At 61.0% G+C, this 26,040-nt stretch carries 28 protein-coding genes; 17 read left to right on the top strand and 11 right to left on the bottom strand.

All coding sequences use genetic code 11. The annotated features are described in order from the left end of the window. The first annotated feature begins 96 nt into the window (after positions 1-96). From ATE40_RS07110 to ATE40_RS07075, 8 genes are all read left to right on the top strand, one after another. Positions 97-633, top strand: a complete 537-nt coding sequence (locus ATE40_RS07110; protein ID WP_063919291.1) for a Csu type fimbrial protein — start codon at positions 97-99, stop codon at positions 631-633. Positions 634-907: 274 nt separating this feature from the next. Continuing rightward, complete coding sequence (locus ATE40_RS07105) at positions 908-1,444, top strand: Csu type fimbrial protein (protein ID WP_063919290.1); 537 nt, start codon at positions 908-910, stop codon at positions 1,442-1,444. Positions 1,445-1,446: 2 nt separating this feature from the next. Next, entirely contained in the window at positions 1,447-1,950 is a 504-nt protein-coding gene (locus tag ATE40_RS07100; protein WP_063919289.1) for a Csu type fimbrial protein, read from the top strand. Beyond that, positions 1,944-2,486: a Csu type fimbrial protein gene (locus ATE40_RS07095; protein WP_156785408.1), complete on the top strand. Its 543-nt coding sequence runs from the start codon at positions 1,944-1,946 to the stop codon at positions 2,484-2,486. Before ATE40_RS07100 ends, ATE40_RS07095 begins: the two co-directional genes overlap by 7 nt. Before the next feature lie 20 nt (positions 2,487-2,506). Beyond that, the gene (locus ATE40_RS07090) at positions 2,507-3,274 is read left to right on the top strand and encodes a fimbrial biogenesis chaperone (RefSeq protein ID WP_019454868.1); all 768 of its coding nucleotides are present in this window, start codon (positions 2,507-2,509) and stop codon (positions 3,272-3,274) included. Positions 3,275-3,320: 46 nt separating this feature from the next. Continuing rightward, the gene (locus ATE40_RS07085) at positions 3,321-5,768 is read left to right on the top strand and encodes a fimbria/pilus outer membrane usher protein (protein ID WP_420819982.1); all 2,448 of its coding nucleotides are present in this window, start codon (positions 3,321-3,323) and stop codon (positions 5,766-5,768) included. A gap of 16 nt (positions 5,769-5,784) precedes the next feature. Continuing rightward, positions 5,785-6,720 carry a Csu type fimbrial protein gene (locus ATE40_RS07080; protein WP_177342836.1) on the top strand — a complete coding sequence of 312 codons (936 nt, stop codon included), beginning with the start codon at positions 5,785-5,787 and terminating at the stop codon, positions 6,718-6,720. Positions 6,721-6,854: 134 nt separating this feature from the next. Continuing rightward, entirely contained in the window at positions 6,855-7,094 is a 240-nt protein-coding gene (locus tag ATE40_RS07075; protein ID WP_019454865.1) for a YebV family protein, read from the top strand. Positions 7,095-7,149: 55 nt separating this feature from the next. Here ATE40_RS07075 and ATE40_RS07070 read toward each other — a convergent pair whose 3' ends face one another. Continuing rightward, positions 7,150-7,749: a C39 family peptidase gene (locus ATE40_RS07070; protein ID WP_063919288.1), complete on the bottom strand. Its 600-nt coding sequence runs from the start codon at positions 7,747-7,749 to the stop codon at positions 7,150-7,152. A 4-nt stretch (positions 7,750-7,753) separates the two neighbouring features. Continuing rightward, entirely contained in the window at positions 7,754-8,146 is a 393-nt protein-coding gene (locus ATE40_RS07065; RefSeq protein ID WP_019454863.1) for an ASCH domain-containing protein, read from the bottom strand. A gap of 51 nt (positions 8,147-8,197) precedes the next feature. Here ATE40_RS07065 and ATE40_RS24585 point away from each other — a divergent pair, with 51 nt between their 5' ends. Continuing rightward, complete coding sequence (locus ATE40_RS24585; protein ID WP_154747905.1) at positions 8,198-8,449, top strand: hypothetical protein; 252 nt, start codon at positions 8,198-8,200, stop codon at positions 8,447-8,449. Between the two features lie 24 nt (positions 8,450-8,473). Next, complete coding sequence (gene yniD / locus ATE40_RS24915; protein WP_019454861.1) at positions 8,474-8,566, top strand: small membrane protein YniD; 93 nt, start codon at positions 8,474-8,476, stop codon at positions 8,564-8,566. Between the two features lie 38 nt (positions 8,567-8,604). On the opposite strand, the gene ATE40_RS24865 is transcribed toward yniD, so the two are convergent. After that, positions 8,605-8,760, bottom strand: coding sequence for a hypothetical protein (locus tag ATE40_RS24865; RefSeq protein WP_019454860.1), 156 nt, complete (start codon positions 8,758-8,760; stop codon positions 8,605-8,607). A 156-nt stretch (positions 8,761-8,916) separates the two neighbouring features. Here ATE40_RS24865 and ATE40_RS07060 point away from each other — a divergent pair, with 156 nt between their 5' ends. Continuing rightward, complete coding sequence (locus ATE40_RS07060; RefSeq protein WP_004931526.1) at positions 8,917-9,126, top strand: hypothetical protein; 210 nt, start codon at positions 8,917-8,919, stop codon at positions 9,124-9,126. 146 nt (positions 9,127-9,272) lie between these two features. On the opposite strand, the gene ATE40_RS07055 is transcribed toward ATE40_RS07060, so the two are convergent. Both ATE40_RS07055 and ATE40_RS07050 read right to left on the bottom strand, forming a co-directional pair. Further along, positions 9,273-10,691 (bottom strand): serralysin family metalloprotease, encoded by a 1,419-nt coding sequence (locus ATE40_RS07055; RefSeq protein ID WP_063919287.1) that lies wholly within the window; start codon positions 10,689-10,691, stop codon positions 9,273-9,275. Positions 10,692-11,023: 332 nt separating this feature from the next. Further along, positions 11,024-12,367, bottom strand: a complete 1,344-nt coding sequence (locus tag ATE40_RS07050) for a 2-hydroxycarboxylate transporter family protein (RefSeq protein ID WP_019454858.1) — start codon at positions 12,365-12,367, stop codon at positions 11,024-11,026. 432 nt (positions 12,368-12,799) lie between these two features. On the opposite strand from ATE40_RS07050, the gene pckA reads away from it, so the two are divergent. After that, positions 12,800-14,419 (top strand): phosphoenolpyruvate carboxykinase (ATP), encoded by a 1,620-nt coding sequence (gene pckA / locus ATE40_RS07045; RefSeq protein WP_063919286.1) that lies wholly within the window; start codon positions 12,800-12,802, stop codon positions 14,417-14,419. Between the two features lie 56 nt (positions 14,420-14,475). Here pckA and ATE40_RS07040 read toward each other — a convergent pair whose 3' ends face one another. The 3 genes from ATE40_RS07040 to ATE40_RS07030 all read right to left on the bottom strand — a co-directional run bounded on the left by ATE40_RS07040 (position 14,476) and on the right by ATE40_RS07030 (position 17,303). Beyond that, on the bottom strand, positions 14,476-15,498 hold the full coding sequence (locus ATE40_RS07040; protein WP_026036133.1) for an alcohol dehydrogenase catalytic domain-containing protein: 1,023 nt from the start codon (positions 15,496-15,498) through the stop codon (positions 14,476-14,478). 167 nt (positions 15,499-15,665) lie between these two features. Then, on the bottom strand, positions 15,666-16,577 hold the full coding sequence (locus ATE40_RS07035; RefSeq protein WP_019454855.1) for a LysR family transcriptional regulator: 912 nt from the start codon (positions 16,575-16,577) through the stop codon (positions 15,666-15,668). Between the two features lie 60 nt (positions 16,578-16,637). Next, entirely contained in the window at positions 16,638-17,303 is a 666-nt protein-coding gene (locus tag ATE40_RS07030) for a TetR/AcrR family transcriptional regulator (RefSeq protein WP_063919285.1), read from the bottom strand. A gap of 93 nt (positions 17,304-17,396) precedes the next feature. Between ATE40_RS07030 and ATE40_RS07025 the strand changes: the two genes are divergently transcribed. The 5 genes from ATE40_RS07025 to ATE40_RS07005 all read left to right on the top strand — a co-directional run bounded on the left by ATE40_RS07025 (position 17,397) and on the right by ATE40_RS07005 (position 22,827). Beyond that, complete coding sequence (locus ATE40_RS07025) at positions 17,397-18,095, top strand: DAPG hydrolase family protein (RefSeq protein WP_019454853.1); 699 nt, start codon at positions 17,397-17,399, stop codon at positions 18,093-18,095. An 83-nt stretch (positions 18,096-18,178) separates the two neighbouring features. Then, positions 18,179-18,565 (top strand): GFA family protein, encoded by a 387-nt coding sequence (locus ATE40_RS07020; protein WP_063919284.1) that lies wholly within the window; start codon positions 18,179-18,181, stop codon positions 18,563-18,565. A gap of 90 nt (positions 18,566-18,655) precedes the next feature. Further along, complete coding sequence (locus ATE40_RS07015; protein ID WP_063919283.1) at positions 18,656-19,960, top strand: MFS transporter; 1,305 nt, start codon at positions 18,656-18,658, stop codon at positions 19,958-19,960. A 168-nt stretch (positions 19,961-20,128) separates the two neighbouring features. Next, a complete protein-coding gene (locus ATE40_RS07010; protein WP_063919282.1) occupies positions 20,129-21,388 on the top strand; it encodes an MFS transporter in 1,260 nt (419 codons plus the stop codon). Beyond that, positions 21,385-22,827 carry a glycoside hydrolase family 32 protein gene (locus ATE40_RS07005; RefSeq protein WP_063919281.1) on the top strand — a complete coding sequence of 481 codons (1,443 nt, stop codon included), beginning with the start codon at positions 21,385-21,387 and terminating at the stop codon, positions 22,825-22,827. Before ATE40_RS07010 ends, ATE40_RS07005 begins: the two co-directional genes overlap by 4 nt. 41 nt (positions 22,828-22,868) lie before the next feature. On the opposite strand, the gene ATE40_RS07000 is transcribed toward ATE40_RS07005, so the two are convergent. From ATE40_RS07000 to ATE40_RS06990, 3 genes are all read right to left on the bottom strand, one after another. Beyond that, positions 22,869-23,870 (bottom strand): LacI family DNA-binding transcriptional regulator, encoded by a 1,002-nt coding sequence (locus tag ATE40_RS07000; protein ID WP_063919280.1) that lies wholly within the window; start codon positions 23,868-23,870, stop codon positions 22,869-22,871. A gap of 69 nt (positions 23,871-23,939) precedes the next feature. Next, positions 23,940-24,503, bottom strand: coding sequence for a HutD/Ves family protein (locus ATE40_RS06995; protein WP_063919279.1), 564 nt, complete (start codon positions 24,501-24,503; stop codon positions 23,940-23,942). Then, positions 24,503-25,873 (bottom strand): formimidoylglutamate deiminase, encoded by a 1,371-nt coding sequence (locus tag ATE40_RS06990; RefSeq protein ID WP_019454849.1) that lies wholly within the window; start codon positions 25,871-25,873, stop codon positions 24,503-24,505. The genes ATE40_RS06995 and ATE40_RS06990 overlap by 1 nt, the downstream gene beginning before the upstream one ends. Positions 25,874-26,040 lie beyond the last annotated feature (167 nt).

Here is a 26,040-nt window from a genome sequence, read left to right as displayed (position 1 = left end):
CTTATCCTATTAATTTAAATGTAAGTAAATTAATGCGTTCAACTCAGCTCTGGGTGGCGTTTTTGCGGGCTTTCTCTGACACGGCAAGGAATCACGATGAAAAAAATTCTGATGGTTTTGACCTCGGTAGCCTCTCTGCTGTGCGTCAGCGGCGCAGCTAACGCAGCGGGCACCATTCAGGGCACGGTGGGCGTGACGATTACCATCGGCGCCGGCTGCGTGGTCACCGGCGGCAACAGTTCCGGCACCACCAACGACTTTGGCTCCATCAGCTTCGGCACCTACTCGTCGCTGGCTAACGTCATCACCGCCAGCGCCACCGGCAGCGGCGGCACCGGCACCCTGGGGCTGAACTGTACCACCGGCACCAACTATACCGTGACGCTCGACAACGGCCTTAACGCCTCGGGCAGCCAGCGGCGCATGGCCAGCAGCGTGCCCGCCTACATCAGCTATAACCTCTACCAGGACAGCGCTCACGCCACTCCCTGGAACAACACCACAAGTCCCTTGACCGGTACCGGCACCGGTTCGGCGGTACCGCTGATCGTCTACGGTCTGGTGCCTGCCGCTGGCACCACCCCGGCGGCCGGCGTGTACAGCGATACCGTCACCATGACCGTCACCTGGTAATCTCGCCGACTCTGGAGCGCCATCGTGGCGCTCCTTTATTCATTCGAGTAATAATATTCCCATTCATCATTTTCATTATCCCAAACCAGTTCATCCAGGCTGACGCCTTGTTTGCATGAAACCTGCGACCTGCTTAAAAATAAATAAAGTTTTTAATCTTTTAGCGAGACATTCTCGCGTTCTTATTCTATTAATTAATCTGTAAATAGATTAATGCATTTGACTCATTTTTCGGGCTTTTTGGCAGGCTTCTCTACTACGGCAAGGAACCATGATGAAAAAGACTCTGGCGGCATTAACCTCGGCAGCTATTCTGCTGTGCGCCTCTGGTGCCACCTACGCGGCAGGCACCATTCAGGGCACGCTGGGCGTGACCCTGACCATCGGCGCCGGCTGCGTGGTCACCGGCGGCAACAGCTCCGGCACCACCAACAACTTCGGCTCTCTCAGCTTCGGCACCTACTCGTCGCTGGCTAACGTCATCACCGCCAGCGCCACCGGCAGCGGCGGCACCGGCACCCTGGGGCTGAACTGTACCACTGGCACCAACTATACCGTGACGCTCGACAACGGCCTCAACGCCTCGGGCAGCCAGCGGCGCATGGCCAGCAGCGTGCCTGCCTACATCAGCTATAACCTCTATCAGGACAGCGCCCACTCCTTACCGTGGAACAACACGACCAACACGTTGACCGGTACCGGCACCGGTTCGGCGGTACCGTTGATCGTCTACGGTCTGGTGCCCGCCTCGGGCACCACCCCGGCGGCCGGCGCGTACAGCGACACCGTCACCATGACCGTCGCCTGGTAACTATGGCGCGCCTGGCCGTCACCTGCATGCTGCTGTCGTTGGCGGGCGTTTGCCGCGCCGACGTCAGCACCGCGACGGTGGGCGTCAGCGCCACCCTGGTCAAATCCTGTGTCGCCGGCACCACCAGCGGCGGCAACACCACGTTCGGCACCTTCAACTTCGGCACGGTCTACTTCCTGAATACGGCGATAAAGATAACCGGCCAGGCGAACGCCGGCGCGCTGCAGATCAACTGCAACAACGGCACCAGTTACACGGTGCTGCTCAGCGGTGGGCAGAGCGGCAATACCGCTGCGCGCTATCTGCAAAGCTCAGCGGGCGCCCGCGTGAACTACAACCTGTATACCAGCGGCAGCTACGCCACCGTCTGGGATAATGTCACCGGCGTGACGCAGACCGCTACCGGCCAAAGCGTCTGGCTGCCGGTGTACGGCATGATCCCGGTGCAGACGACGCCGGCGACGGGCACCTACACGGATACGGTGCAGGTGACGATAAATTGGTGATTAACGGAACGCTGCGCACTCTGCTGCTGACGGCGCTGATCGGCGCCCCTGCGGCCCATGCCGACACCGTCAGCCAAGGTTTTACGGTCAACGCCTCGATCATCAAAGGCTGCGTGCTCGGCAGCGGCGTCACCAACGTCACCTCGTTCGGCAGCATGAGTTTTGGCCAGGTGGCGTCCTTAAGCAGCCCGATAAAAATTGTCTCGAGCGCCGGCGCCGGCTCGATCCTGATCCGCTGCAACCCTGGACTCAGCGTCAGCCTCGCATTGAACGTCGGCAATAATGTCACCGGCTCCATCGCCAGCGGGCGAAAGCTGTTGAACTCGGCCACCTCGGAAACGCTGGTTTATCAGCTCTACCAGGATACCAACTACACCGTTTTGTGGGGCGACGGCGGCAACGGCGGCGCCGTCCAAACCGTCGCCTCCACCGGCAGCACGCAAGAAATAAAAATCTACGCCAGTTTAATGGCGAGCAGCACCTTGCCCACCAGCGGCACCTACAACGATACGGTCTTAGTGACAGTGAGTTATTGAGCTTTTAAAAGGATCACATTATGCGTAGTACTCTGCTCCGCCTGCCCCTGCTGGCAGGATTGCTGTTAGCTGGCCAGCCGCAGGCCTTCGCCGCCGCCTCCATTCTGATTTGGCCCATCGATCCGGTCATCGAAGACAATCAGCAGGCGACGGCCCTGTGGCTCGAAAACCGTGACAGCAAGCCGGTCTATATGCAAATTCGCGTGCTCGGCTGGCAACAAACCGGCGGCAAAGACGACTACCGCAACCAAAGCGAGGTGGTCGCCAGCCCACCGGTCGCCACCATTCTCCCCGGCAAACGCCAACTGATTCGTCTGATCAAGCAGACGCCGGTCGCCGCCGGGCAAGAACGGGCTTACCGGATACTGGTCGATGAGGTGCCGATCAAAGATAAAGACGGCGCGGCGCCCGATAAGGGCGCGCAGATGGGGCTGAAATTCCAGATGCGCTATTCGGTGCCGCTGTTCGTCAGCGGCAAAGACGTGTGGACCAAGCAGGACTTCGAACACCCGCGCGACTATGCCACCGCCAACCAACCCAAGCTCAGCTACCGCCTGCTGCAGCAAAACAGCCAGCGCTGGCTTGACGTGCGCAATGACGGCATCGTGCACGCCCGTCTGTCGCAGGTCAGTATCCAGGGCAAGCCGCTCAACAACGGGCTGCTGGGGTATGTGCTGCCGGGTTCGCAGATGCGCTTCGCCCTGCCGTCGTCGGGCAGTTTCGCCGCCGGCAAGCTGCAGGCGATAGTCAACGACAACAAACAACCCGTAACCATCCCGGCTTACTGAGCCTGAGGTGCAGGTGAAGCGGATGTCGTCGCCGGCCACCCGCGGCATGCAGCTCAAGCCGCTGGCCCTGGCCGTACTCTGTGTGGCGGTGGAACTGTGGCCGACGTTCGCCGCCGCCGACGATCTGCCGCCGCCGCCCAGCGCCATCAGCATGCCGGATACCACGCTGTATCTGGAGCCGGTGGTGAACGGCCGCCAGACCGGTAAAGTGGTGCCGGTCGCCTACCGCGGCGGCCACTATTATTTAACGCCGCAGCAGCTGATCGACGCCGGCCTGCCGGTGGCGAACAAGCAGGCGAAAGAGATCGCCGTCGATCTGCTGGATAAGGTCGAGGTGACCTACAGCGGCGAAACGCAGCAGTTGCTGATTTCGGTGCCCAACGACTGGCTGCCCAAGCAAACCCTCGGCGACACGAGTCAGGAACAGCGTCTGCCGGCGCAGAGCAGCCTGGGCTTTTTGCTGAATTACGACGCCTACGTCAGCCAAAGCGGCGGGCGCGGCAATCCGGGCTATTTTTCCGCCTGGAGCGAACAGCGGCTGTTCGATGGCTTCGGCGTTTTCGCCAACACTGGCATCTTCCGCAGCAGCTTCAACGGTGAGACCGCCGCGCAGCAGAACAATCGCTATATCCGCTACGACAGCAGCTGGCGCTACAGCGACGACGACACCATGCTCAGCTATACCGCCGGCGATCTCACGACCGGTTCGCTGCCCTGGACCAGCTCGGTGCGCATCGGCGGCCTGCAGGTGGCGCGCAACTTCGCGACCCGCCCGGACCTCATAACCTACCCGCTGCCGCAGTTCTCCGGCCAGGCCGCCGTGCCGAGCAGCGTCGATCTGTACATCAACAGTTATAAAAACACCTCCGCCAACGTGAACCCTGGCCCGTTCACCCTGAACACCGTGCCCTACATCAACGGCGCCGGTCAGGCGACGGTGGTGACCACCGATGCGCTCGGCCGCCAGATCAGCACCACGGTGCCGTTCTACGTCGCCAGTTCACTTCTGCAGGCCGGGTTAAGCGATTTCAGCCTGTCGGCGGGCGCGCTGCGCCAAAACTACGGTTACCGCTCCGCTGACTATGGCCAGTGGGTGGCCAGCGGCAGCGGTCGTTACGGCGTCACCGATTGGCTCACGCTCGAAGGGCGAGCGGAAGGTGCGGCGGAGCTGGCGGTCACCGGCGCCGGTGCCGGGGTGCGCCTTGGGCAGTTGGGGGTGCTCAATGCCTCCTACAGCTACAGCCAGGCGGGCAGCGACGCCTTCAACGCCCCGCCGGTCACGCCGCTGTATTACGATCCGATCACCGGCCAGCCGGTACAGCAACCGGATGCCGGGCCGGTCTATCAGTACACCGGCCGCCACGGCGATCAAACCAGCCTGAGTTACACCTACAGCAACCAGTATTTCAGCCTCAACGCCCAACGGGTGCTGCGCAGCGCGGACTTTGGCGATCTTTCCACCTATAAGAGCAGCTACCGGCTGAGCCGCCGCACCGATCAGCTGACCGGCAGCATCGGCCTGAGCCGTTTCGGCAGCCTGGGCGCCGGTTATTTCGACGTGCGCGACGCCATCGGCCAGCGCACCCGTCTGATCAACCTGTCATACAGCCTGACGCTGTGGCGCAATATCAGCCTGTACGCCTCGGCAAACCGCGAAATTGGCGGCGACGGCTACAGCTCGCAGCTACAGATCAGCATTCCGTTCGATGCCTGGGGCACCGCCAACGTCAGCACCGCGCGCGACGCCGGCAACCGCTGGAGCGAGCGCGTCGCTTATAGTCGCGCCGCGCCGACCGACGGCGGTTTCGGCTGGAACCTGGCCTATGCCGGCGGCCAGGGCAGCAACAGCGATTATCGTCAGGCGGACCTGACCTGGCGCACCTCGCTGCTGGAAACCCGCGCCGGGCTGTACGGCAGCCGTAACGACTACACTCGCTGGGGGGAAGTCAGCGGTTCGCTGGTGGCGATGAACGGCGGCGTGTACGCCACCAACACCATCAACGACGCTTTCGCCTTGGTATCGACCAACGGTTACGCCGGCATTCCGGTCAGCTACGAGAACCAGCGCATCGGCGTCACTAACGATAGAGGCTACCTGCTGGTGCCCACCGTCACCTCGTATTACCACGCCAAATTCCAGATCGATCCGCTCAACCTGCCGGCGGACGTCAATTTGCCGTCGGTGGAAAAAACCGTCGCCATTCGCGATCACAGCGGCTATCTGGTCGAGTTCCCCGTTCAGCGCCTTTCCGCCGCCGACGTGGAGCTGGTCGACGCGCAAGGCAAACCGCTGGCCAACGGCAGCCAGGTCGCGGTGATTGGCGGCAATCAACAGAGCTACGTCGGATGGGATGGCATGACTTACATCGATCCGGTACAGCAACACAACCGACTGAGCGTAATCCCGGCCGACGGCGGCCCGCCGTGCCAGGTCAGTTTCAGCCTGGCCAATCCGCAGGGGCTGCAACGCGTCGGCCCTCTCGTCTGCCAGTAACACACGGAGAAGAAGAATGATGTCTCGGCAAGTGAAAATCTTTTTGGCGGCGCTGCTGTTGATGTGCGGGCAACGCGCGATGGCGGACTGCGCCACCACCAACGGCACGGTTACTCTGCCCAGCAGCAACTCTTTCGCCGTCTACAACGGCCAGATAAGCGCCCAGGGCACCGCTGGGCTGAACTGCACCGGCCTGGGGCTCAACCTGTTGACGCAAAACACCGTCACGGTCAAGATCGCATCCACCACCAATAACATGGCTTTGCTGAATACCAATGGCTCCGGCGATAAAATTTCCTACCTGATCTATCCAGATTCTAACTACCAGTACCCTTATAGCGTCGGTCAGACCATCGATTACAGCTCGCTGAACCTGCTGTCGCTGATCCTGATCTCGTCCAACGTCAACTTTCCGGTATATATCAAAACCGTCGCTGGGGCGAACGTCAGCGCCGGCACCTATACCGACACCATCAACCTGGTGTGGAACTACCATATTTGCGGCCTGGGTCTGATCGGCCTGTGCATCTGGTGGGACGGCACCAACCAGCCCAGCACCGTGACCGTGACCGCAATCATCACCAAGAGCTGCCTGATCAATACCGCCAACAACGTCAACTTCGGCAGTATGGCGCTGGTGGGGCAATTCAATCCGATCAACCAAAGCATCACCCTCACCTGCACCAAATCGCAGGCGTACAGTTCCTACTTTACCAACGGCAACAACCCCATCACCGGTTGGCGGCAAATGCTCAGCGGTACCAGCAACTTCCTCCAGTATCAGATCTACCTACCCAATACCAGCACCGTGTGGAGCAGCACCAACGCGCAAAGCGGCACCGGCACCGGGTTGGCGCAAAGCATTCCCTTTACCGCCGCCATCAACCCGGCGCAGACCGAAGTGCCGGTCGGCACCTATCAGGATAACGTCAGCTATGTCGTGACCTATTAGGGCGGCCGCTAGCGCCCAGGAAGAATGTTGCCAGAATGTATTTTTTATGTGGCATTTTTTGCTCATTTGGCTATGCTCATACCGATGGCCTTACTGGTCTAACCTCCTACCACATCATTGATCAAGGAGTTTCCATGAGCAAAACCGTCGTAAAAATTGGCAGCTTCGAGGTCGATGACGCCCATCTTCACGCCACCGCCGATCGCGCCGGCACCCTGAGCATCCCTTGCAAGTCCGATCCGGACCTGTGCATGCAGCTCGACGGCTGGGATGAACACACCAGCATTCCGGCGATCCTCAACGGCAAACGGTCGCTGCTGTATAAGCAACACTACGATCGGCAGGCGGACGCCTGGGTAATGCGGCTGGCATGAAAATGCACCAGAGCTGCTGACTACGCGCTGCTTTCATCAGAAACAGCGCGTTTTTTTATGCGATGGCGATGCCGCGGCCGGCAAAGAAATGGGCGAAGCGGTTGAGGGGCAACCGTACCCGCTCCCGCGTCGCCGGGCTGTCGCCCGAAGGATTATGAAAGGTCACGCTCTGCGCGTCGGCGGCGGTGATCAGCACCAGATGCCCGCCCCGCTGCGGCGGTACGCTCTCGGGCCGACGAATCGAAGGATGCACCGAGGCGATAAAGTAGCGGCATTCGCTGAACAGTGCCGGTACCTCGGCGGCCTCCAGCCCTACCTTCACCGTCGCCCGCAGCGCGAACTGTTCGCGCACGTACTCGACGAACGGCGCGTAGATCAGCCCCTTTATCCGTTCGCCTTCGCGTACGTAGGCGCCATAGGGCAGGCTGCGGCGCGCCAGCTCCAGCAGCGACGGCGCTTCACCATCGCGATGGCCCAGCACCATTTTCAGGCACGCCATACCGCACACGTGGTTGGCCCACTCGACGTACTCCGCCCGATCGCGGGCGCCGCTGCGTGCCCAATTCTCGTCTTGCGCCAGCGTGGTGCGACCGGCGATCAGATCGGCGGCCAGCTCCGGGCTCGCCCACTGGCACTCGTAAGGAACGGCGCGCATGAGGTTAGAATTTGTCGACGACTTTGAAATTCATCAGCACCAGCGTCATATCCGGCGAGAACAGATCGTATTCTTCGAAGAAACGCTGCAGCTCTTTGCGCCAATGCGCCAGTGAACGGTCGCCCTCACCTTCAGCATAGGCGTGCGCCTCATCCACCTGATCGTAGGTTTTCATTTCTACCGCAGTCAGTTCAACCGCACAGACCGGCTCGCCCTTGCCGTCCACCACCAGGAACAGATCGCCAGCCTGCGGGATCCCCTCGCCATCCAGGTTGGAACAGGTGGCCGTTTTGGTGCCATTCAGGATCAATTGCACCACTTCATCGGCCTGCTGTTCGGTATCGCCGAACGCCCAGCGTTCAAGGTGCTCGTATTTCTGTGGAATTGCCGTCGCCATGATTATACCTTTTGGAAAAATGCCTTAATGCAGACAGGATAGTACAACGTATTGCCGGCCGTCTGCATCCGTCGCAAGCGCGACTGCGCGTTCCGCCACCGCCGCCTTTACGAGTTTTTACCGTTCTTCGCTGTGCCTGCCGCCCTGCCGGGCGCATACTGTGGTTATTATTCACCCAATGGCGACCCGGCAATGCGACAAGACGACATCGATGCTGACGATACCTTCAGCGATTTACTCAACGGCGTCGCCTTGGCGACGCTTTTTCTCATCGCGCTCGTCGGCGGCTGGTATTTCAGTTAAGGAGGCGGAGTGGCGACAAAACGCATGGGCCACAAGCTCAGTAAAATGGTGGTGGTACTGCTGTTGATCTGCCTGGCGTTGCTGCTGTTGCGCTGGGCGGCGATAGCCTTCGGTTAACTCAGCGAAACGACGCCGGCCAAACGCCGGCGCCCTGTTCACCGCCGCTGCGGCGCCGCGGTCGGTTCCAGCAATTCTCGCAGATAGGCCAGCCGCGCTTCTCCCTGCGGCAACCAGCGGCGACACAGCCAATGCTGCGTTTCACCCGTGCGGCTGAGGCGGTAATACTCCGCCAAAGTTTCGACCCAGTTCATGATGTGTCCTCCTGATTTCAACACCGTAAGTATTGGGCGTAAAAACCAGAAGAAATACTGATGGCTTGTTTTTTATGCTTCCTGTTTTAGGCGGCCGGTAGCGAAGCCGCAGTTCAACTGCTACATTGGGCAAAAATCAACCAGCCGAGGTAGGCCATGACGTTCTCGGAACAGGAGATTAAACCCGTATGGGATGAGGTCGCCCGCCTGATCGGCGACGGCGTGATGCAGCTGCGCCATCGCGGCGAAGCGCTGTCGGTGGAAACGCTGGAAAAACATCTGGCGCGGCAGCTGGCGGACAGCAACGATATCGAACGGCGCATCCTGCTCGGCGCCGCCATCAACATGCTGAAAGGCGGAAAATGAATCGCCAACCGAAAAGGTTGGCGATCCGACAGAAGCCCGAGGTATGCAAGCCCGGCCTTCTGCGCGCTACTATGTCACGCTAATATGACGGAATTAATAGGAATTGTCGGGTTTTTGCCCAAAACGCCCTATTTTTGTTGCCCGATTTAAGCCAGCACAAAATCGCCGGCATCCAGCGGCTGCCCCACCACCTTCACCAGGAAATCGCTGCCGCCAAAAGCGCCGCCCAGGTTGATCGCCACATCGCTGACATGATTTTGCGCGTCATAGCTCAGCTTCGCCTCGCCCGCCTTACCGCTGAACTGATCGACGAAGCGGATGCCGTCGGCGCTGCCGGTGTTGAACAATGTCAGATCGATCTTGTCCTCGCCGCGTACGAAGTCGCGGATCCAGTCCGGCGCCGCCGCCGTCGACTCATCCGCCGCAAAGTAGACGAAGGTGTCCTTGCCAGCGCCGCCCCACAGCTGATCCGCCCCTTTGCCGCCGTAGAGCACGTCATCACCGGCGCCGCCCTTGAGCACGTTATCGGCGGCGTTGCCCACCAGCACATCGTTGCCTGAACCGCCAATGGCGTTTTCAATCGTCACGCCCGCCGCGATCGACACGTTGCCTTTCAGGCCGCCGACGTCCGAGAACGCTTTTTCGTTCAGGTTGATGCGCTGATTCTGGCCGAAACCGGAGAAGTCAAAGGTATCGTTGCCGCCGGCATCCCAGGCGGTGAAGATTATTTTGTCCTGCGCGCCGGTGGCGGTAAGGAAGTCGCGGTCGGTGTTGGAGTTGAAACCGTAAACCGTATCGCCGGTGCGGGTGTTCATGTTGGCGCCGTAGAAATGCTGGATCGCCGTGATGTCGTTGAGCAGCGGCCCGGACGAGTACGCGCCCTTAAAGTCTTGCCCGGTGTTGCTTTCGCTGAAATAGCTCATCAGGCTGTAGGCGCGGCTGTCCTCGAAATAGGTCGCGTCTTTGCCGTAGGTAATGCTGACGCCCGGCGCGGCGTTATAGTCGCCCGGATGCTGCAACCCCAGCGCATGGCCGATTTCATGGGTAAAGGTCTGGCGACCGTACTCGTTTTCATGTATCCGGTTGTTGACGAAGGTAGAGTTGGTGGCGTTATACCAGGTTTGGCCGGCGACCGAAGGCGAGGAATCCGGGTTATACGCAAAAGCATAGGAGCCACGCGAGCTGTAGTCGAACAGGCCGAATTTGATGTTGGCAGCGGCGGTATTGCTGATCTCGGTGAAGGTGATGTTGGCCACGTCAGACCATGACTGCAACGACAGTTTGGCCTGCTCGCGCTGTTCCGCGTTAAAGCTGCTGAAGCCGCTGATGCTCATGCTCGACATGTTGCCCGGCGCCTTTTCCCAGAAGCTGTACGTCAGGGCAACCGGCTGGTCGGTCACGCCCTTGTCGTGCCAGCTGCGATCGCCGCGCACCAACTCCAGGCCGGCATTTTCGAACGTTTTCGACGGATGCAGCACGGTAATGGTGTCGTCTTCATCGGGTTTATAAGCGCCCAGCAGGGCTAATACGCCTTCGGCTTTAACGGAAGCATTACTTGATGACATAACCTTATCTCCATATTCGTCAATTCAATCGGGGGGATGCCCCAACTGGCGGATTGCCTGAACGGCAGCGGCCCGGTGTTGAATCAATACGGGGATATCGGTAATGCGCTGGCGCCTTCCCTCGGCACTCTGAATGAGAACGATAATCCCTTAAGAGAAAAGAATAGACACCTTTTCGCCGAGTACAGAATTTTCTTAGATAAAATACGGCTATGCATTTTCGCCACATGAATGATTCTCAAGATAATAATCAGCATTATCACGATCGGCGAAAAAGACGCATAAAAAAACCGGGGCAATCCAACCCCGGTTATCCATAAGAAACTCTGGACTCAGACTAACCAACCGAGCAGCAGCGTCGCACCAATGACCGTGGAAGCGCCGCCGATACGCGTGGCGATTTGGGCAAACGGCATCAACCCCATACGGTTCGACGCCGACAGGATCGCCACATCACCGGTGCCGCCCAGGCCGCTGTGGCAACAGGTGACGATCGCCGCTTCCACCGGGAACATCTTCAGATAAGGCGCGATCAGAAAACTGACCAGCCCCATCGACAGCACTACCGAGCCGCAGACCACCACATAACCGACAGAGAACACCGCCACCACGCTTTCCAGCGGCACGTAGAGCATGCCCAGGCCGATCATCAGCGGCCACACCAGCGCCGTGGAGACGAACTTGTAGAAACTGTGCGCGCCGGTCTCCATCGAGGCCGGGATCACCCGACAGTATTTGCACAGCACCGCAAACAGGATCATCAGCACCGGGCCGGGGATATGCACGATGTGCTCGAACAGGCCGCCGACGATAAAGAAGGCGCAAATCACCAGCAGCCCGCCCCCCATCAGTTGAAAATCGACGTTGCCGCTTTGCTCCTTGATGGCGAACATCGCGTTCTCCTGCGCCGAACGGATCAGCATGCCGTCACCGCTCAGCGCCTTGCGTTGCATACCGATGCGCGCCAGCACCCCGGCGGTGACGATGGCGAAAATGTTGCCCAGCACCGCCGCCGGCGCCAGCTGCGCGACATAGACGTCCGGCGTCGAGCCCAGGATCGCCGAATAGGCCAGCGACAGCGGTAAAATGCCCTCGCCGATGCCGCCGCCGATGATCGGCACGATGATGAAGAAGAAGGTGTGATAGAAGGTAAAGCCAAACAGTTTGCCTACCAGCAGCCCGGTGATCACCGCCGTGACCGTGCCCACCACCAGCGGCACGAACATGCGAATCATCCCCTGGATCAGGATCACCCGGTTCATACCGAGAATGCTGCCGACCACCAGACTGGCGATCACGAAATAAAGCAGGTTGGCGTCTTTCATCAGCAGATGGACGGTGCCCATGACGTTGGGCTGGAACACGTTGAAATAGACCAGCACCGACGGCACCATCAAACACAGAATGGCCGGTCCGCCGATATCGCGCAGCACGGGAATGCTTTTACCCAACTGCGCCAATGCAAAGCCCAGCGTCATTATCACCGCCAGGCCGCCGATCATATTCTTCGGCAGGAAGTTGGCGTAGGCGGAAATCGCCACGATCGCACAAATGGTGATAAACAACGCGATCGGCACCGCACCGATATCTATTTGACGAAGTTGATTAATTAACCCTGAAGATTCGGACGAGGCCGTATTTTTATCACAGGCCAGTTCTGCATTTATCTGTTTCATTATTCACCCTGCTGACAAGCGTACAGTACGGTTAGGTTTACCTGGCGCAACAACCTGCCATAGCCAAGCAAAAACAAATGATTACGAAAAATCCTATTGCGGACTTCGCCTTTTCTAATAAGAAATAAAACAGTAGACAGCCCTGACGATATGATAAAAAATAAAAATGCAAAACTAAATTACGCGGGTGGAATTCAATATTGTGACCCTCCGCCAAGGTTGGTTTTAATTAATTATCGTCAGCATTTTGTAATTAAAGTAATCAAGTTTAAATTCGCTGCTATGCTATAGGAGGGCGAAAAAGCCCCCTGTTTTATTAATAAAGAACCGGAAACGCCATTAGCTGAATCCGGTCAGCTTGATCCGATCCTTAATCCTGCGCGCGGCACCGCGCGGGAAAAAGGCATAATATGACTCATAAGGAAGTAGAATATGTCTTCACGCGCTGTTACCCCACAAACCCTCGCTGGTTACGGTATCCATCAGGCCGCCGACATCGTTTATAACCCCAGCTATGAATTGCTGTTCGCCGAAGAGACCCGCGCCGACCTGCCGCCGCTGGAGCGCGGCACCCTCACCCAACTGGGGGCGGTCAACGTCGCCACCGGCGAATTCACCGGCCGTTCGCCGAAAGACAAATACATCGTGCGCGACGACACCACGCGCGACACCGTCTGGTGGTCCGACAGCGGCACCGGCAAGAACGACAACCAGCCGCTCTCGCCGGAAGTCTGGCAGCATCTGAAGACGCTGGTGGGCAATCAGCTTTCCGGCAAGCGCCTGTTCGTGGTCGACGCCTTCTGCGGCGCCAACGCCGACACGCGCCTCAAGGTGCGCTTCATCACCGAGGTGGCCTGGCAGGCGCACTTCGTGAAAAACATGTTCATCCGCCCGACCGAAGCCGAACTGGCGGACTTTGAACCGGACTTCGTGGTAATGAACGGCGCCAAATGCACCAACCCGGACTGGCAGCAGCAGGGGCTGCACTCGGAAAACTTCGTCGCCTTCAACCTGACCGAGCGCATGCAGCTGATCGGCGGCACCTGGTATGGCGGCGAGATGAAGAAAGGCCTGTTTTCGATCATGAACTATCTGCTGCCGCTGCAGGGCATCGCCTCGATGCACTGCTCGGCCAACGTCGGCGAGCAAGGCGACGTGGCGGTGTTCTTCGGCCTGTCCGGCACCGGCAAAACCACCCTCTCCACCGATCCGAAACGCCAGCTGATCGGCGATGACGAGCACGGCTGGGACGACGACGGCGTGTTCAACTTCGAAGGCGGCTGCTACGCCAAAACCATCAAGCTGTCGCCGCAGGCGGAGCCGGAAATCTATCAGGCGATCCGCCGCGATGCGTTGTTGGAAAACGTCACCGTGCTGGCCGACGGCAGCATCGACTTCGACGACGCCAGCAAAACCGAGAACACCCGCGTCTCCTACCCGATTTATCACATCGAGAACATCGTCAAGCCGGTATCCAAGGCCGGCCATGCGCGCAAGATCATCTTCCTGACCGCCGACGCCTTCGGCGTGCTGCCGCCAGTGTCACGCCTGACGCCGGAACAGACCCAATATCACTTCCTGTCCGGCTTCACCGCCAAGCTGGCCGGCACCGAACGCGGCATCACCGCGCCGACGCCAACCTTCTCCGCCTGCTTCGGCGCCGCGTTCCTGACGCTGCACCCGACGCAGTACGCCGAAGTGCTGGTGAAACGCATGGAGGCCGCCGGCGCCCAGGCTTACCTGGTGAACACCGGCTGGAACGGCAGCGGCAAGCGCATTTCTATCAAAGATACGCGCGGCATCATCGACGCCATTCTGAATGGCGACATTGAACAGGCCGAGACCTTCACGCTGCCGATCTTCGGGCTGGAAGTGCCGACCGCGCTGCCGGGCGTCGATCCGTCCATCCTCGATCCGCGCAAAACCTACGCCGACGAATCGCTGTGGCGGGAGAAGGCGCAGGATCTGGCACAGCGCTTTATCGACAACTTCGCTAAATACACCGTCACCCAGACGGGCGAAAAACTGGTGAACGCCGGGCCGAAGCTGTAACAGAAGCAGGGCGCCGCGGCGCCCTGCCATCAAGGGCCGAATTCTCGGCCCTTTTCTCACGCCGCCGATGGCACGAAGACACCGCGGAAACGCATGTTGCCGGAGGCAAGCCGTTCATAAGCCTCCTGGGCTTGTTCCAGCGCAAACGTCTCGACAATCGGCTTCACTTTGCCTTTCGCCGCCAGGTTCAGCACCTCACTCAGGTAGTGCTGCCCGCCATGGGTCGACCCGATCACCCGCTGACGCATCATATGGAACGGCACCCCTTCCGAAGAGATAGCGAACGGCTTGCTGAAGTCCAGCCCGCACAACACCACTCGGCCATCAACCCGCAAGCCGTTCATCGCTTCCTGCGCGGAGTCGAAGTCATTGGTGGTCACCAGCAGAATATCCGCGCCGCCGCTCTCCCGCAGCGCCTTGCCGGAGGCGACGATGCGATCGGCGCCCAACTGCTTCGCCAGCGCGTGCTTGTCCGGCGAATGAGTGATGGCAACGGTATCGAAACCGCAGGCTTTCGACAGCTGCAGCGCGACATGCCCCAGCCCGCCGATACCCAACACCGCGACCGTTTCATGCGGCAACGGCGCCGCGTCGCGCAGGCCGCTCCAGGTGGTATACCCCGCACACATCATTGGCGCGGCGTCGATATAAGACAGCCCGTCCGGCAGTAACACCGTGCCTTCCGCGGCGATGGCGATATACTCGGCGTGGCCGCCCTGGGCGGCAAAACCGGTGGTGCGCGGCGCCGGGCAGTTCATCGCCGTTTGCCCCGTCAGCGGCCGATTTTCGCGGCAGTACGGGCAGCGGCCGCAGGCCGATTGCACCCAGGTGGTGCCGACGCGATCGCCGATCTGCCGCGTATGCACGCCGGCGCCCACCTCGACCACTTCCCCCACCACTTCATGACCCGGCGTTTGCGGGTAAATATCGCCGCCGTATCCTTGCGTCGCCCACACGTCGGTGTAGCACATGCCCGAGGCGTGTACTTTGACCAGAACCTGCCCCGGTTCTGCGCGGGGCATCGGCACCTGTCTGATTTCCCAGGGCCGGTTGGCGCCGGTCATAACTACCGCTTTCATCTTCTTATCCATCATCGATTCCTCGCTGCATTGTGGTGCGGGTTCCGGACGATTGCCCGGCGTCTCCTCATGAGCGTAAGGCAGGCCCCACGCCGCAACAATGCAAGCGAACCTCACTGTCGAGATGAAGGCGGCTCACTAATTGGCGTAGCCGAAAGAAGAACGCATCAGGACTGCGCCGCGCGCAGATACTCGATCAACGCCTTCAGCGCGCCCGAAACGTGGCGATGGCCGGAGTAGTAGAGACACAGCCCCGGATAAGCCGGACACCACGCTTCCAGCACCCGTTCCAGTCGCCCGTCGTGTAACGCCTCTAGCGCCAAATGTTCGGGAACGAAAGCGATGCCGATACCATCGATGGCGGCTTCCACCATCAGGGGTTGATCGGTCAGCGTCAACGCGCCGGTGACGCCGATCGACTCGCTCAGGCCATCGCGTTCGAATTCCCAACGATAAATCGTGCCGCTGTCGAAGCGAAAACGGATGCAGTTATGACGCAGCAAATCCTGCGGCGTCGCCGGGCGCCCATGGACGGCGAAATAGCCGGGCGCGGCGATGGCGGCGAAACGTACGGGCGGGCTGACGCGCATCGCGATCATGTCCTGCGGCACGGCTTCCGCCAGCCGAATGCCGACATCAAACCCCTCGGCGACGATATCGCTCAGCTTGCCGTCGCAAACGATGTCCAGATGGATATGGGGGTACTCGCGCAGGAAATCGGCCAGCAACGGGCGCAATACCAGCCTGACCGCCCCTTCGCTGGCGTTGATGCGCACGGTGCCGCTCGGCGTGGCGCGCCATTCATCCACTTCATGCAGCGCCTGCGAAATAGACGACAGCGCCGGGCGCAGCTGCGCCGCCAAACGCTCACCCGCCTCGGTCGGCGCCACGCTACGCGTGGTGCGGTTGAACAGCCTCACCCCAAGCCGCTGTTCCAGGTTTTTTATCGAGTGGCTGACCGCCGACGGCGTCACCTCCAGCTCCACCGCCGCCGCGTGAAAGCTGCGATGGGTGGCAACAGCCAGAAAAACGGTCAAGGCGAACAGATCGCCCTGCTTGAACGGGTAAGCAGCATTCATGTGGGCATCGCGAAAAAGTGATATGGACTGAACAATCAACATGCCACAGATGAATACGGCTCACAATGTGGCGCACTCCGCGTTTTCGCCGCGCAGCAACCCCGGCATCACCAGCGCCACCGCCGCCGCGATGCGTTCGTCGATCGCGCTGCCCGGCGGTAGCAGCCCCAACGTCATCTGGCGCAGCGGTTCGGCGATGGTCATCGCCAGCAACAGGTCGCCGGTTTGCGCCCAGTCGCGCGCAAGCAACCAGCCGTATTGCTGCTGGCGCCGCAGCCAATCCGCCACCGTCGATCGCCCGCGCTGAATGCCGTTGCGCTGGTAGCTGTCCAGCAGCGCCTCACGCCCCGGGAAATCGCTCTGCAGCAGCCGAAACATGCCCACCGCTTCGGCGCTCAGCACCTGCTGCGCCACCGCCTTCAGTCCCGTTTCCAACAGCGGCGCTACCGCCTCCCGCCGCCCGGCATCCTGTGCGAAGGCCGGCTGAAACGCCTCGGTCCAGCCGCTCACCGCCTGCGCCACCAGCTCATCGCGATTAGCGGCAAAGCGATACAGGGTTTTTTTAGCCACCCCGGCGCGTTTCGCCACCGCATCCACCGTTGCCGCGGCGTATCCGCCGTCGAGCAGCAGCGCCAGCGTCGCCTGCGTCAGCGCGTCGCGCAGCGCCGTTTCCGGCGTGGCCGGCCGGCCGCGAGCGCGCAGCGGTTCTTCATTCGGGTTCGCCATATTTGTTCCTCACAAGCGTTGACAGACTCAGCATAACGGCATAGCTTTATTTTGGAAACAAATATCGTTTCCAAAATAAAACAGGAACCCATTATGACACATCCTTCCCTGCTGGCGCCCTGGGGCGTCAACGATATCAACGAGTTGCTCAGGCCCGAGCCGCTGCGGCTGGAAATGGGGCTGAGCCGCAGCGCCGACGGCCTGCTCACCGTAGCGGTTCGAACCGATCTGCACGGTTGTAAAGGGCGCATGCTGGACTGGTGGTTCACCTTCTTCGAGAGCACCCAGCACATCAACTGGTGGCACCCGCACGATCACGTCGAACATCGCGGCTGGGATCGCCACTGGAAAAAAGGGGAAAGCTACGTCGGCGCCAGCATCGAAGCGGTCGAATGGCTGGCGGAGCTGCCGCCGGTCGCGGCGCGCCTCAAGTTTCACGCCGCCGAGGACTTCTTCGCGCCGCAGCCGCTGCGCCAGGCGCGTGACGCGCAGGCGCTCTCCGCCGCCGTTTGCGCGCGCATCGGCTTCGGCGATCAGGTGGCGCTGGATGACAACGGCGATCCCTGCGACGGCGAAATGCTGCATCTGGTGCGCGATACGCCCTATGGGTGCGTACTGCGCAGCCGCTTCCTGCTGGGTAAAGCCTGCGCCAACGCCCACGACGAACTGGCGGACGACATCGGGTTTAACCTGATGCGCCACTGCTACAACGAGTTCAGCTATTTAGCGCAGTTCCTGCCCTCGCTGTACTACGCCGAAAATGGCCGCGAGCCGGCGCCGTTGCTCTGGTAATCGCCCTGTAGAGGCCTGTTATTTTTTCGCGATATGGCTATAGTGATTTTCATCGTTTCCCCCGCGCTGATGACGGAGAAATCATGCAAAATCCACGCTATAGCGGCGGCTGCCTGTGCGGGCATATTCGCTTTCAGGCACACGGCCTGCCAGGCAACCCGCACAGCTGTTCCTGCGATTTTTGCCGCCGCCACTCCGGCGCGCCAACGCTGTGCTGGGTCGAATTCCCGCGTCAGGCCGTCGAGTGGAACGGCCCTGGCGGCATGCCCGCGCTGTACCGCTCCTCCCCCTACTCCAGCCGCGCCTTTTGCCCGCGCTGCGGCAGCACGCTGGGAGCGGTAGACGACGAACCGACGGTGGCGCTGGCCACCGGCAGCTTCGACCTCGCCGATCTGCCGGAGCTGCGCCCGGTATCACATGCTTTCGCCGATGTGTGCCCCGGATGGTGGCGCATCGACGGCATGCGCTGAGTGCCTCACAGTTCCCGCTGAAATCAATTGATTGTTTTGTCGTATAAATTTAGAACAGACGAACAATAATTCAAAAGTATGGGAACGGGGATGAATCAACAGACTCTCGACGCGCGCCGCTCGCGTCAGGCATTGCTGGCCGGCTCGGTCGGCAACTTTATCGAATGGTATGAGTTCGGCGTATATGGCTTCCTGGCCACCGTTATCGCCGCCAATTTTTTCACCCTGCAGGGTGAAAATGAAATCACCAGCCTGATCCTCACCTACGCCGCCTTTGCGCTGGCGTTTTTCTGCCGACCGATCGGCGCGGTGATCTTCGGCCGCATCGGCGATCGCATCGGCCGCCGGCCGACGCTGATTGCGGTACTGCTGTTGATGACGCTGGCCACCGCGCTGATCGGCGTCATGCCGACCTACGCCTCTATCGGCGTCGCAGCCCCGCTGCTGCTGACGCTGCTGCGCATGTTTCAGGGGCTGTTCGCCGGCGGCGAATTCGGCGGCGCGGTGTCGCTGATGACCGAGTTTGCTCCCAAGGGCAAGCGCGGGCTGTTCGGCGCCTGGCAATCGCTGACCGTCGCGCTCGGCCTGTTGGCCGGCGCCGGACTGGTGGCGCTGCTGGCCGCGCTGCTCAGCGCGCAGCAGCTGCATGACTGGGGTTGGCGCATTCCGTTCTTGCTGGCGCTGCCGATGGGCGCCGTGGCGCTGTGGCTGCGGCTCAAGCTCGAGGAGACACCCACGTTCACCCAGGCGCAGCAACGCGTGGAACAGGCCGCCACACCGCAGGAAGCGAAACTGAGCGGCGTGGTGAAAACCATTCTGATCGGCATCGGTCGCATGATGGGCTGGTCAGCCGCCGGTTATACCTTCCTGGTGGTCATGCCTTCCTATTTGCAAACCTCGCTGCACGCCACCTTCCAGCAAGCGCTGGTGGCGACGGTGCTGGCCAACGTCGGCTTCGCCCTGACCATCCTGCCGGCGGGCATCATCAGCGACAGGCTGGGGCGTAAAACGGTGATGCTGACGGCGGTGGCGGCAGTGATCCTGTTCACCTTCCCGCTGCTGCATCTGTTGCAGGATGCGCAGAGCTCACTGTGGGTCAAAGGGCTGGCGGTGCTGATCGCCGGTGCGGTGGTCGGGCTGCTGGCCGGCCCCGGCCCGGCGATGCTGGCGGAGATGTTCCCGACTCGGGTGCGCTATACCGGTCTGGGGCTGGCTTACTCGCTGTCCAATGCGGTGTTTTCCGGCTCGGCCGGGCTGATTATCACCGGTCTCATCAAGCAGACCGGCAATATCGACATTCCCGCCTACTACGTGGTCGCCACCTCGGTGGTCAGCCTGTTTGCGCTGATGACGCTGCGCCGCGACGACCATCTGCGCTCGCTGAACGATCGTTAATCCTTCGGGGGCACATCGCCCCCTTGCCAACTCGTGACCTCGATCACAACGCCAAAATGTTAACGTTAACTTTTGTGATTAACATCGCACGCGTGATATCTGCTAGCTTCATCCCTTTGCGAGTTAACGTTAACAATAGAGCTAACTTCACTCACCGGGGCCCTACCCATGAACCGCGAAACTAAAAAATATTACGTGCTGCTCAGCGGCCTGCTGTTCTTCTTTTTCTTCACCTGGTCTTCCAGCTTTTCGCTGATCTCGCTGTGGCTGAATCAGAAGATCGGCCTGAAAGGCGCCGAGACCGGCCTGATCTTCTCCGCTATCTCGTTGGTGGCGCTGTGCGCACAGCCGCTGTACGGGTTTATTCAGGACAAACTTGGGCTGCGCAAGCACCTGCTGCAGTTTCTCGGCGTGATGCTGTTGCTGACCGGCCCGTTTTTTATCTACGTATACGCCCCGCTGCTGGCCAGCAGCCTGCCGCTCGGCGCGCTGGTCGGCGGGGTATTTATCGGCGCCACCTTCTTCGCCGGCATCGGCGCGCTGGAATCTTATACCGAGCGAGTCAGCCGCATCAGCGGTTTCGAATTCGGCCGCGCCCGCATGTGGGGATCGCTCGGCTGGGCCAGCGCCACCTTTTTGGCCGGTTTTATCTTCAATATCGATCCGAACATCAATTTCTGGCTGGCCTCCGCCGCCGCCATAGTATTCCTGTTGCTGCTCAGCCAGGTGCGCGAGCTGAAGCCGAACGCGATGGCCGGCCTGGCGTTCGGCAAACCGGAAAATCTGCGGCTGCAGGATGCGCTGGCGCTGCTGCGTATGCCGGGCTTCTGGGCGCTGGTGGTGTTTGTGCTCGGTATCAGCGTGTACAACGTTTTCGATCAGCAATTTTCGGTCTACTTCGCTTCGCAGTTCGCTTCTCGCGAACAGGGCAACGAGATGTACGGCTTCCTCAACTCGCTGCAGGTCTTCCTCGAAGCCGGCGGCATGTTCCTGGCGCCGCTGCTGGTGAACCGCATCGGCGCCAAACAGGGGCTGTTGCTGGCCGGTGGCGTGATGGCGCTGCGCATGTTCGGCTCAGGCTTGGTCAGCGGCGCATTGATGATCTCTGCCATGAAACTACTGCACGCCGTGGAGTTGCCTATCCTGCTGATCGCTATCTTCAAATACATCGCCAGCCGCTTCGACAGTCGCCTCTCCTCAACGCTTTACCTGGTGGGCTTTCAGTTCATCACCCAGGTGATGGCCAGCTTCCTGTCGCCACTGGCGGGCTACGGTTATGACCGCATCGGCTTTGCCGACACCTATCTGCTGATGGGGTGCGCGGTCGCCGCCACGACGCTTGTCTCCTGTTTCCTGCTGCGCGGCGAACGTTCCGCCAGCGCAACCCCCTTTCAATCCGCCATTAAATCAAGTGAGTCTGTCCAATGAACACTGCCTTAGCTCAAGCCGACCATGCGGTCGAAGCCCTGCGCGCAGAGCGCCGAGACGAATACTACCCGCAGTTCCATCTCGCGCCGCCCGCCGGCTGGATCAACGATCCCAACGGCCTGATCTGTATTGACGGCGTCTATCATGCCTTCTTCCAGCATCACCCCTATAGCGAGCACTGGGGCCCCATGCACTGGGGGCACGCGACCAGCCGCGATCTGATCCGCTGGCAGCACCAGCCCATCGCCCTGGCGCCCGATGCGCCCTATGACAAAGACGGTTGCTTTTCCGGCTGCGCCGTGGATGACAACGGCGTGCTGACGCTGATTTATACCGGCCACGTGTGGCTGGGCGAGCCCGGCGACGACAGCCAGGTGCGGGAAGTGCAATGTCTGGCCACCAGCGAAGATGGCATACGCTTCGTCAAGCACGGGCCCGTGCTGGCCCCGCCGGACGGCATTCAGCATTTCCGCGATCCGAAAGTCTGGCGCGAGAACGGCGAATGGTGGCTGGTGATCGGTGCCAAAGAAAACGGCCTGGGCCAGGTGCGCCTGTACCGTTCTGCAGATCTGCGCGCCTGGTGCTTCGATCGGGTGCTGGCCGGTGCGCAGGCGGCGCATCAAGGGTATATGTGGGAATGCCCGGATTTCTTCCCGCTGGGGGAACAACACCTGTTGTTGTTTTCCCCGCAGGGACTGGCGGCACAGGGCTACCGCTACCGCAATCGCTTCCAGAGCGGCTATCTGCTCGGCCACTGGCGGCCTGACAGCGACTTTAGGGTGACCCAACCCTTCTGCGAGCTGGATGCCGGCCACGATTTCTATGCGCCGCAGACCTTCACCGCCGCCGACGGCCGTCGGCTGCTGCTTGCCTGGATGGATATGTGGGAATCCCCAATGCCCAGCAAAGCGCACCGTTGGGCCGGTGCCCTCACCCTGCCGCGTGAGCTGACGCTGGCCGCCGACGGCAGCGTCAGCATGAACCCGGCGCGTGAACTGACGGCGCTGCGTCGAGAATCGCACATCTTTTTGGCACAGACGCTGACCAATCAGCATCTGCCGCTGGCGGACGACGTGCAGGAGCTCATCCTGACGTTGAGACCGGCCGACAACGACGCCGAGCGTTACGGGCTGGCCATCGGGAGTGCGGCGCGGCTGTTCGTCGACAATCAGGCGCACCGGCTGGTGCTGGAACGTTTTCATGAAAACCGCGCCCTGTGCACCTGCCGCAGCGTGCCGCTGCCAGAAGGTGAGACCCTGTCGCTACGGATCTTCATTGACCGCTCATCGCTGGAGATCTTCGTCAATCAGGGGCAAGCCTGCCTGACCAGCCGAATTTATCCGACGGAGGGCGATCGCCGCCCCAGCCTGTTCGCCGAAGGCGGCCGGGCAGAGTTCGAGCCCATCACGGGATGGCAGTTGGCAAGCATCTGGGGATAATGGGAATAAGCACCGGGCGCACAGCGACGCATCCGGTGCGCTTACAGCGAACCACGCTCCAACAGTGGGCAAGGCACTTTCACCGTCTCACGCTGCTCCCGCTGCTCAATCACATGCAGCGCCGCAAGGCGGCCCAGCTCGTAATGCGGCAGCTGCACCGTCGTCAATGCCGGCAGGAACAGCTCGCCGGTGCCGACCATATTGTCGTAACCCAGCACCGCTACCTGTTGCGGTATGTGCCATCCTTGCGCCAGCAATACCTGATACACCAGAAAGGCTATCCGATCGTTCCCGCACACCACGACATCGCAATCGCGCCTTCCTGCAGAGAAATGCCGCTCCAGCAGCGCGACGCAGTCGCGATAGCTTTGGTCGCCGCCGCTCAGATCGAGATGATACTGCCGCAGCTGTTCAACATCGCGCCCCGCTTCGCGCCAGGCGCGTTCCAGACCGCGACGGCGCAGGCCCGCCGCCAGCGTATCCGCCGGTAAATGAATGCACAGTGGCGCGCGATAGCCTTTGGCGATCAGCGCGCGCGTGGCGTCATACTGTCCTTGCTCGTCATCAGGAATATAGCTGGCGATCGCATGCGTCGGGCTAACGCAGTTGGCCAGCACCAGCTTTTTGTCCAGCAGTTTGGCCGGCAATGTCACCTCGCGCAGCCCCATCGTGGTGAATATCACCCCATCCGGACGATGCGCCAGCAGCAGATCGACGGTCTGTTCGGCGTTGTCGTCGGCGAACAGGTTGACGACGAAGCTGTTCCAGCCTCGCTCGCGGGCGGTTTTCTCAATCGACAGGATCATTTCCACCGAGAACGGCGTCGTGGCGGTGTCCAGCGCCAGCACGCCGAGCGTCTGCACGCGATTTCCGTCACCGCGAATACGCCGCGCCGACAGATCCGGCACGTAGTCCAACTGGTCGATAGCCTGTTTGACGCGGCGGTAGGTTTCCGGCCGCAGCTTGCCGGGTTCATTGATGGCGCGGGACACCGTCATCAGCGAGACTCCGGCAAGTTTTGCGACGTCTTTCAGCGAAGCCATGCGCCCTTCTTTATGATTAATGGGGAAAAGTGAATAATCCCATAACCGGGCGCAGGACTCTACCTTGCGTTAGCAGGCTGTGATGTTCGCCCACAGGATAGCGCCGTCGGCCGTCAACGGCTTCACCTCGCCGCTCGCCGCCTGCGCCGCCCACCAGACGCCCTCGCGCGCGCTCAATTCGCCGCCCCCCGGCAGCGACCAGACCCCGCTCAGCACATACAGCACGCCCGCCCGGTTGGGTGACAGGGTGACGGGCGCCGTGCTGCGCCGCACCTCGGCCGCCTGCCGGCCGCGGCGCGTCATGATGTTGAAATCCTGACTGGCGCCGCCCAGCAGCGTCGCCTCCAGCGCCACGTCGCCCGAGAATGCGAACGGCTCCCCAACCTGCGCCAGCTGATGATCGATATGCCCGGCGCTGTACAACCGCACGCCGTCGCCTTCCAGCAGCGTAATCGAACGGTCGATGCCCGCAAAGGCGGAAAACGGCCCATCCTGCGCGATGGTGGCGATGCTGGCGCGCCAGTCGAAATTCTGCTCGCCCGGCGGCCAGCTGACGATTTCACGGGTTTCCCCGCCGCCGTTGCGCCATGGGCTGACCGGCAACGCGGCGAAGTTGAAACGGTTCAGGCTCATTACGCCTCCTGCTGGAAGGTTTTCAACACCTGCAGGAACTCGGCGCCGCTCTGCTGCTGCAGCGCATGCCGCCCCTGCTCGATCACCTGTCGGCCGCCGACGAACACGTCGCGAATTTGTTCCTTGCCGCCGGCGAACAGCCAACGGTTGAGGATCGAGGCGTCAGGCGCCGCCGCCAGGTACGGATCGTCGCCATCCAGAACCAGCCAGTCGGCGCGATAACCGCTCTGCAATCGGCCGATCGGCGCGCCGCACGCCTGCGCGCCGCCCTGCAGCGCCTGGTGGTACAGCACATCGCCCACCGCCGGCTGCTGCGGCGTGGTCAGGCGGTTGCGGCGCTGATCGCGCAGCCGCTGGCCGTATTCAAACCAGCGCAGCTCTTCCACCACGTTGAGCGAAACATGGCTGTCGGAACCGATGCCCCAGCGCCCCTCCTGCTGCAGATAGGCGTCGCCGGGGAAAATGCCGTCGCCGAGGTTGGCTTCGGTGGTCGGGCACAAGCCGGCCACCGCGCGGCTGCGCGCCAACGCTTCCAACTCGCTGCGATCCAGATGAGTGGCGTGCACCAGGCACCAGCGCTGATCCACCGGCAGATGGTCATACAGCCAGGCCACCGGGCGTTGTCCGCTCCACGCCAGGCAGTCATTCACCTCTTTTTGCTGTTCGGCGATATGAATATGCACCGGCAAGGTGCGATCCGACGCGGCCAAAATCTGCTGCATCTGGCCGAGCTCCACCGCGCGCAGCGAGTGGAAACACAGCCCCTGATTCTGCAGCGGACGATCCGCCAGCTGGCGGGCAATCACCTGCTGCTGTTGCAGATAGCCTTCGGTATCCTGGATAAAACGTTTCTGCCCCGGCTGCGCCGGCTGCGCGCCGAAACCGGCGTAGCTGTACAGCACCGGCAGCATCGTCATGCCGATGCCGGCCTGATGCGCGGCCGCGCTGAGGCGCCCGGTCATCTCACCGCGATCGGCGTAAGGCTTGCCGTCGGCGTCGTGATGCAGGTAGTGGAATTCGGCCACCTGGGTGTATCCGCCCTTGAGCATTTCGATATACAGTTGACGGGCGACCACCTCCACCTGCTCCGGCGTCAGGCGCTGCACCAGGCGATACATCAAATCGCGCCAGGTCCAGAAGCTGTCCTGCGGGTTGCCCGCCACTTCCGCCAGCCCGGCCATCGCGCGCTGGAAAGCGTGCGAGTGCAGGTTCGGCATGCCCGGCACCGCGTCGCCGTGCAGCCGGGTGCAGCCTTGCGGTTCTGCGTTGGCGGTGACTTGAGTCAGATAACCTTGCGCATCGACGTCCAGCCGGACGTTATGCGCCCAGCCCTCAGGGAGCAAAGCGCGTGGGGCAAAATAAGCAGGCATGGCAGTATTCCACTGTTGGTGTAACGGTGAATGAGGCGCGGCGATGGCGCGCATTCAGGAATTTTTTGTCGGTCGTCGGCAAGTTTCTGGCGCGACGGCCCCTAGTTGTATATACATATACATACGCCGACATCAACAGTAAACTGGTGTTATTATTTTTTTATTTG

Origin of the sequence: Serratia surfactantfaciens, from assembly GCF_001642805.2 — a bacterium.
GTDB classification, from domain to species: domain Bacteria; phylum Pseudomonadota; class Gammaproteobacteria; order Enterobacterales; family Enterobacteriaceae; genus Serratia; species Serratia surfactantfaciens.
This window is presented reverse-complemented; position numbering and strand designations above follow the sequence as displayed.

Bases quoted from the DNA above. Each gene is read 5' to 3' on its own strand.
- ATE40_RS07110 (WP_063919291.1), top strand. From the start codon at position 97: ATGAAAAAAATTCTGATGGTTTTGACCTCGGTAGCCTCTCTGCTGTGC.
- ATE40_RS07105 (WP_063919290.1), top strand. From the start codon at position 908: ATGAAAAAGACTCTGGCGGCATTAACCTCGGCAGCTATTCTGCTGTGC.
- ATE40_RS07100 (WP_063919289.1), top strand. From the start codon at position 1,447: ATGGCGCGCCTGGCCGTCACCTGCATGCTGCTGTCGTTGGCGGGCGTT.
- ATE40_RS07090 (WP_019454868.1), top strand. From the start codon at position 2,507: ATGCGTAGTACTCTGCTCCGCCTGCCCCTGCTGGCAGGATTGCTGTTA.
- ATE40_RS07085 (WP_420819982.1), top strand. From the start codon at position 3,321: ATGCAGCTCAAGCCGCTGGCCCTGGCCGTACTCTGTGTGGCGGTGGAA.
- ATE40_RS07080 (WP_177342836.1), top strand. From the start codon at position 5,785: ATGATGTCTCGGCAAGTGAAAATCTTTTTGGCGGCGCTGCTGTTGATG.
- ATE40_RS07075 (WP_019454865.1), top strand. From the start codon at position 6,855: ATGAGCAAAACCGTCGTAAAAATTGGCAGCTTCGAGGTCGATGACGCC.
- ATE40_RS07070 (WP_063919288.1), bottom strand. From the start codon at position 7,749: ATGCGCGCCGTTCCTTACGAGTGCCAGTGGGCGAGCCCGGAGCTGGCC.
- ATE40_RS07065 (WP_019454863.1), bottom strand. From the start codon at position 8,146: ATGGCGACGGCAATTCCACAGAAATACGAGCACCTTGAACGCTGGGCG.
- yniD (WP_019454861.1), top strand. From the start codon at position 8,474: ATGGGCCACAAGCTCAGTAAAATGGTGGTGGTACTGCTGTTGATCTGC.
- ATE40_RS24865 (WP_019454860.1), bottom strand. From the start codon at position 8,760: ATGAACTGGGTCGAAACTTTGGCGGAGTATTACCGCCTCAGCCGCACG.
- ATE40_RS07060 (WP_004931526.1), top strand. From the start codon at position 8,917: ATGACGTTCTCGGAACAGGAGATTAAACCCGTATGGGATGAGGTCGCC.
- ATE40_RS07055 (WP_063919287.1), bottom strand. From the start codon at position 10,691: ATGTCATCAAGTAATGCTTCCGTTAAAGCCGAAGGCGTATTAGCCCTG.
- ATE40_RS07050 (WP_019454858.1), bottom strand. From the start codon at position 12,367: ATGAAACAGATAAATGCAGAACTGGCCTGTGATAAAAATACGGCCTCG.
- pckA (WP_063919286.1), top strand. From the start codon at position 12,800: ATGTCTTCACGCGCTGTTACCCCACAAACCCTCGCTGGTTACGGTATC.
- ATE40_RS07040 (WP_026036133.1), bottom strand. From the start codon at position 15,498: ATGAAAGCGGTAGTTATGACCGGCGCCAACCGGCCCTGGGAAATCAGA.
- ATE40_RS07035 (WP_019454855.1), bottom strand. From the start codon at position 16,577: ATGAATGCTGCTTACCCGTTCAAGCAGGGCGATCTGTTCGCCTTGACC.
- ATE40_RS07030 (WP_063919285.1), bottom strand. From the start codon at position 17,303: ATGGCGAACCCGAATGAAGAACCGCTGCGCGCTCGCGGCCGGCCGGCC.
- ATE40_RS07025 (WP_019454853.1), top strand. From the start codon at position 17,397: ATGACACATCCTTCCCTGCTGGCGCCCTGGGGCGTCAACGATATCAAC.
- ATE40_RS07020 (WP_063919284.1), top strand. From the start codon at position 18,179: ATGCAAAATCCACGCTATAGCGGCGGCTGCCTGTGCGGGCATATTCGC.
- ATE40_RS07015 (WP_063919283.1), top strand. From the start codon at position 18,656: ATGAATCAACAGACTCTCGACGCGCGCCGCTCGCGTCAGGCATTGCTG.
- ATE40_RS07010 (WP_063919282.1), top strand. From the start codon at position 20,129: ATGAACCGCGAAACTAAAAAATATTACGTGCTGCTCAGCGGCCTGCTG.
- ATE40_RS07005 (WP_063919281.1), top strand. From the start codon at position 21,385: ATGAACACTGCCTTAGCTCAAGCCGACCATGCGGTCGAAGCCCTGCGC.
- ATE40_RS07000 (WP_063919280.1), bottom strand. From the start codon at position 23,870: ATGGCTTCGCTGAAAGACGTCGCAAAACTTGCCGGAGTCTCGCTGATG.
- ATE40_RS06995 (WP_063919279.1), bottom strand. From the start codon at position 24,503: ATGAGCCTGAACCGTTTCAACTTCGCCGCGTTGCCGGTCAGCCCATGG.
- ATE40_RS06990 (WP_019454849.1), bottom strand. From the start codon at position 25,873: ATGCCTGCTTATTTTGCCCCACGCGCTTTGCTCCCTGAGGGCTGGGCG.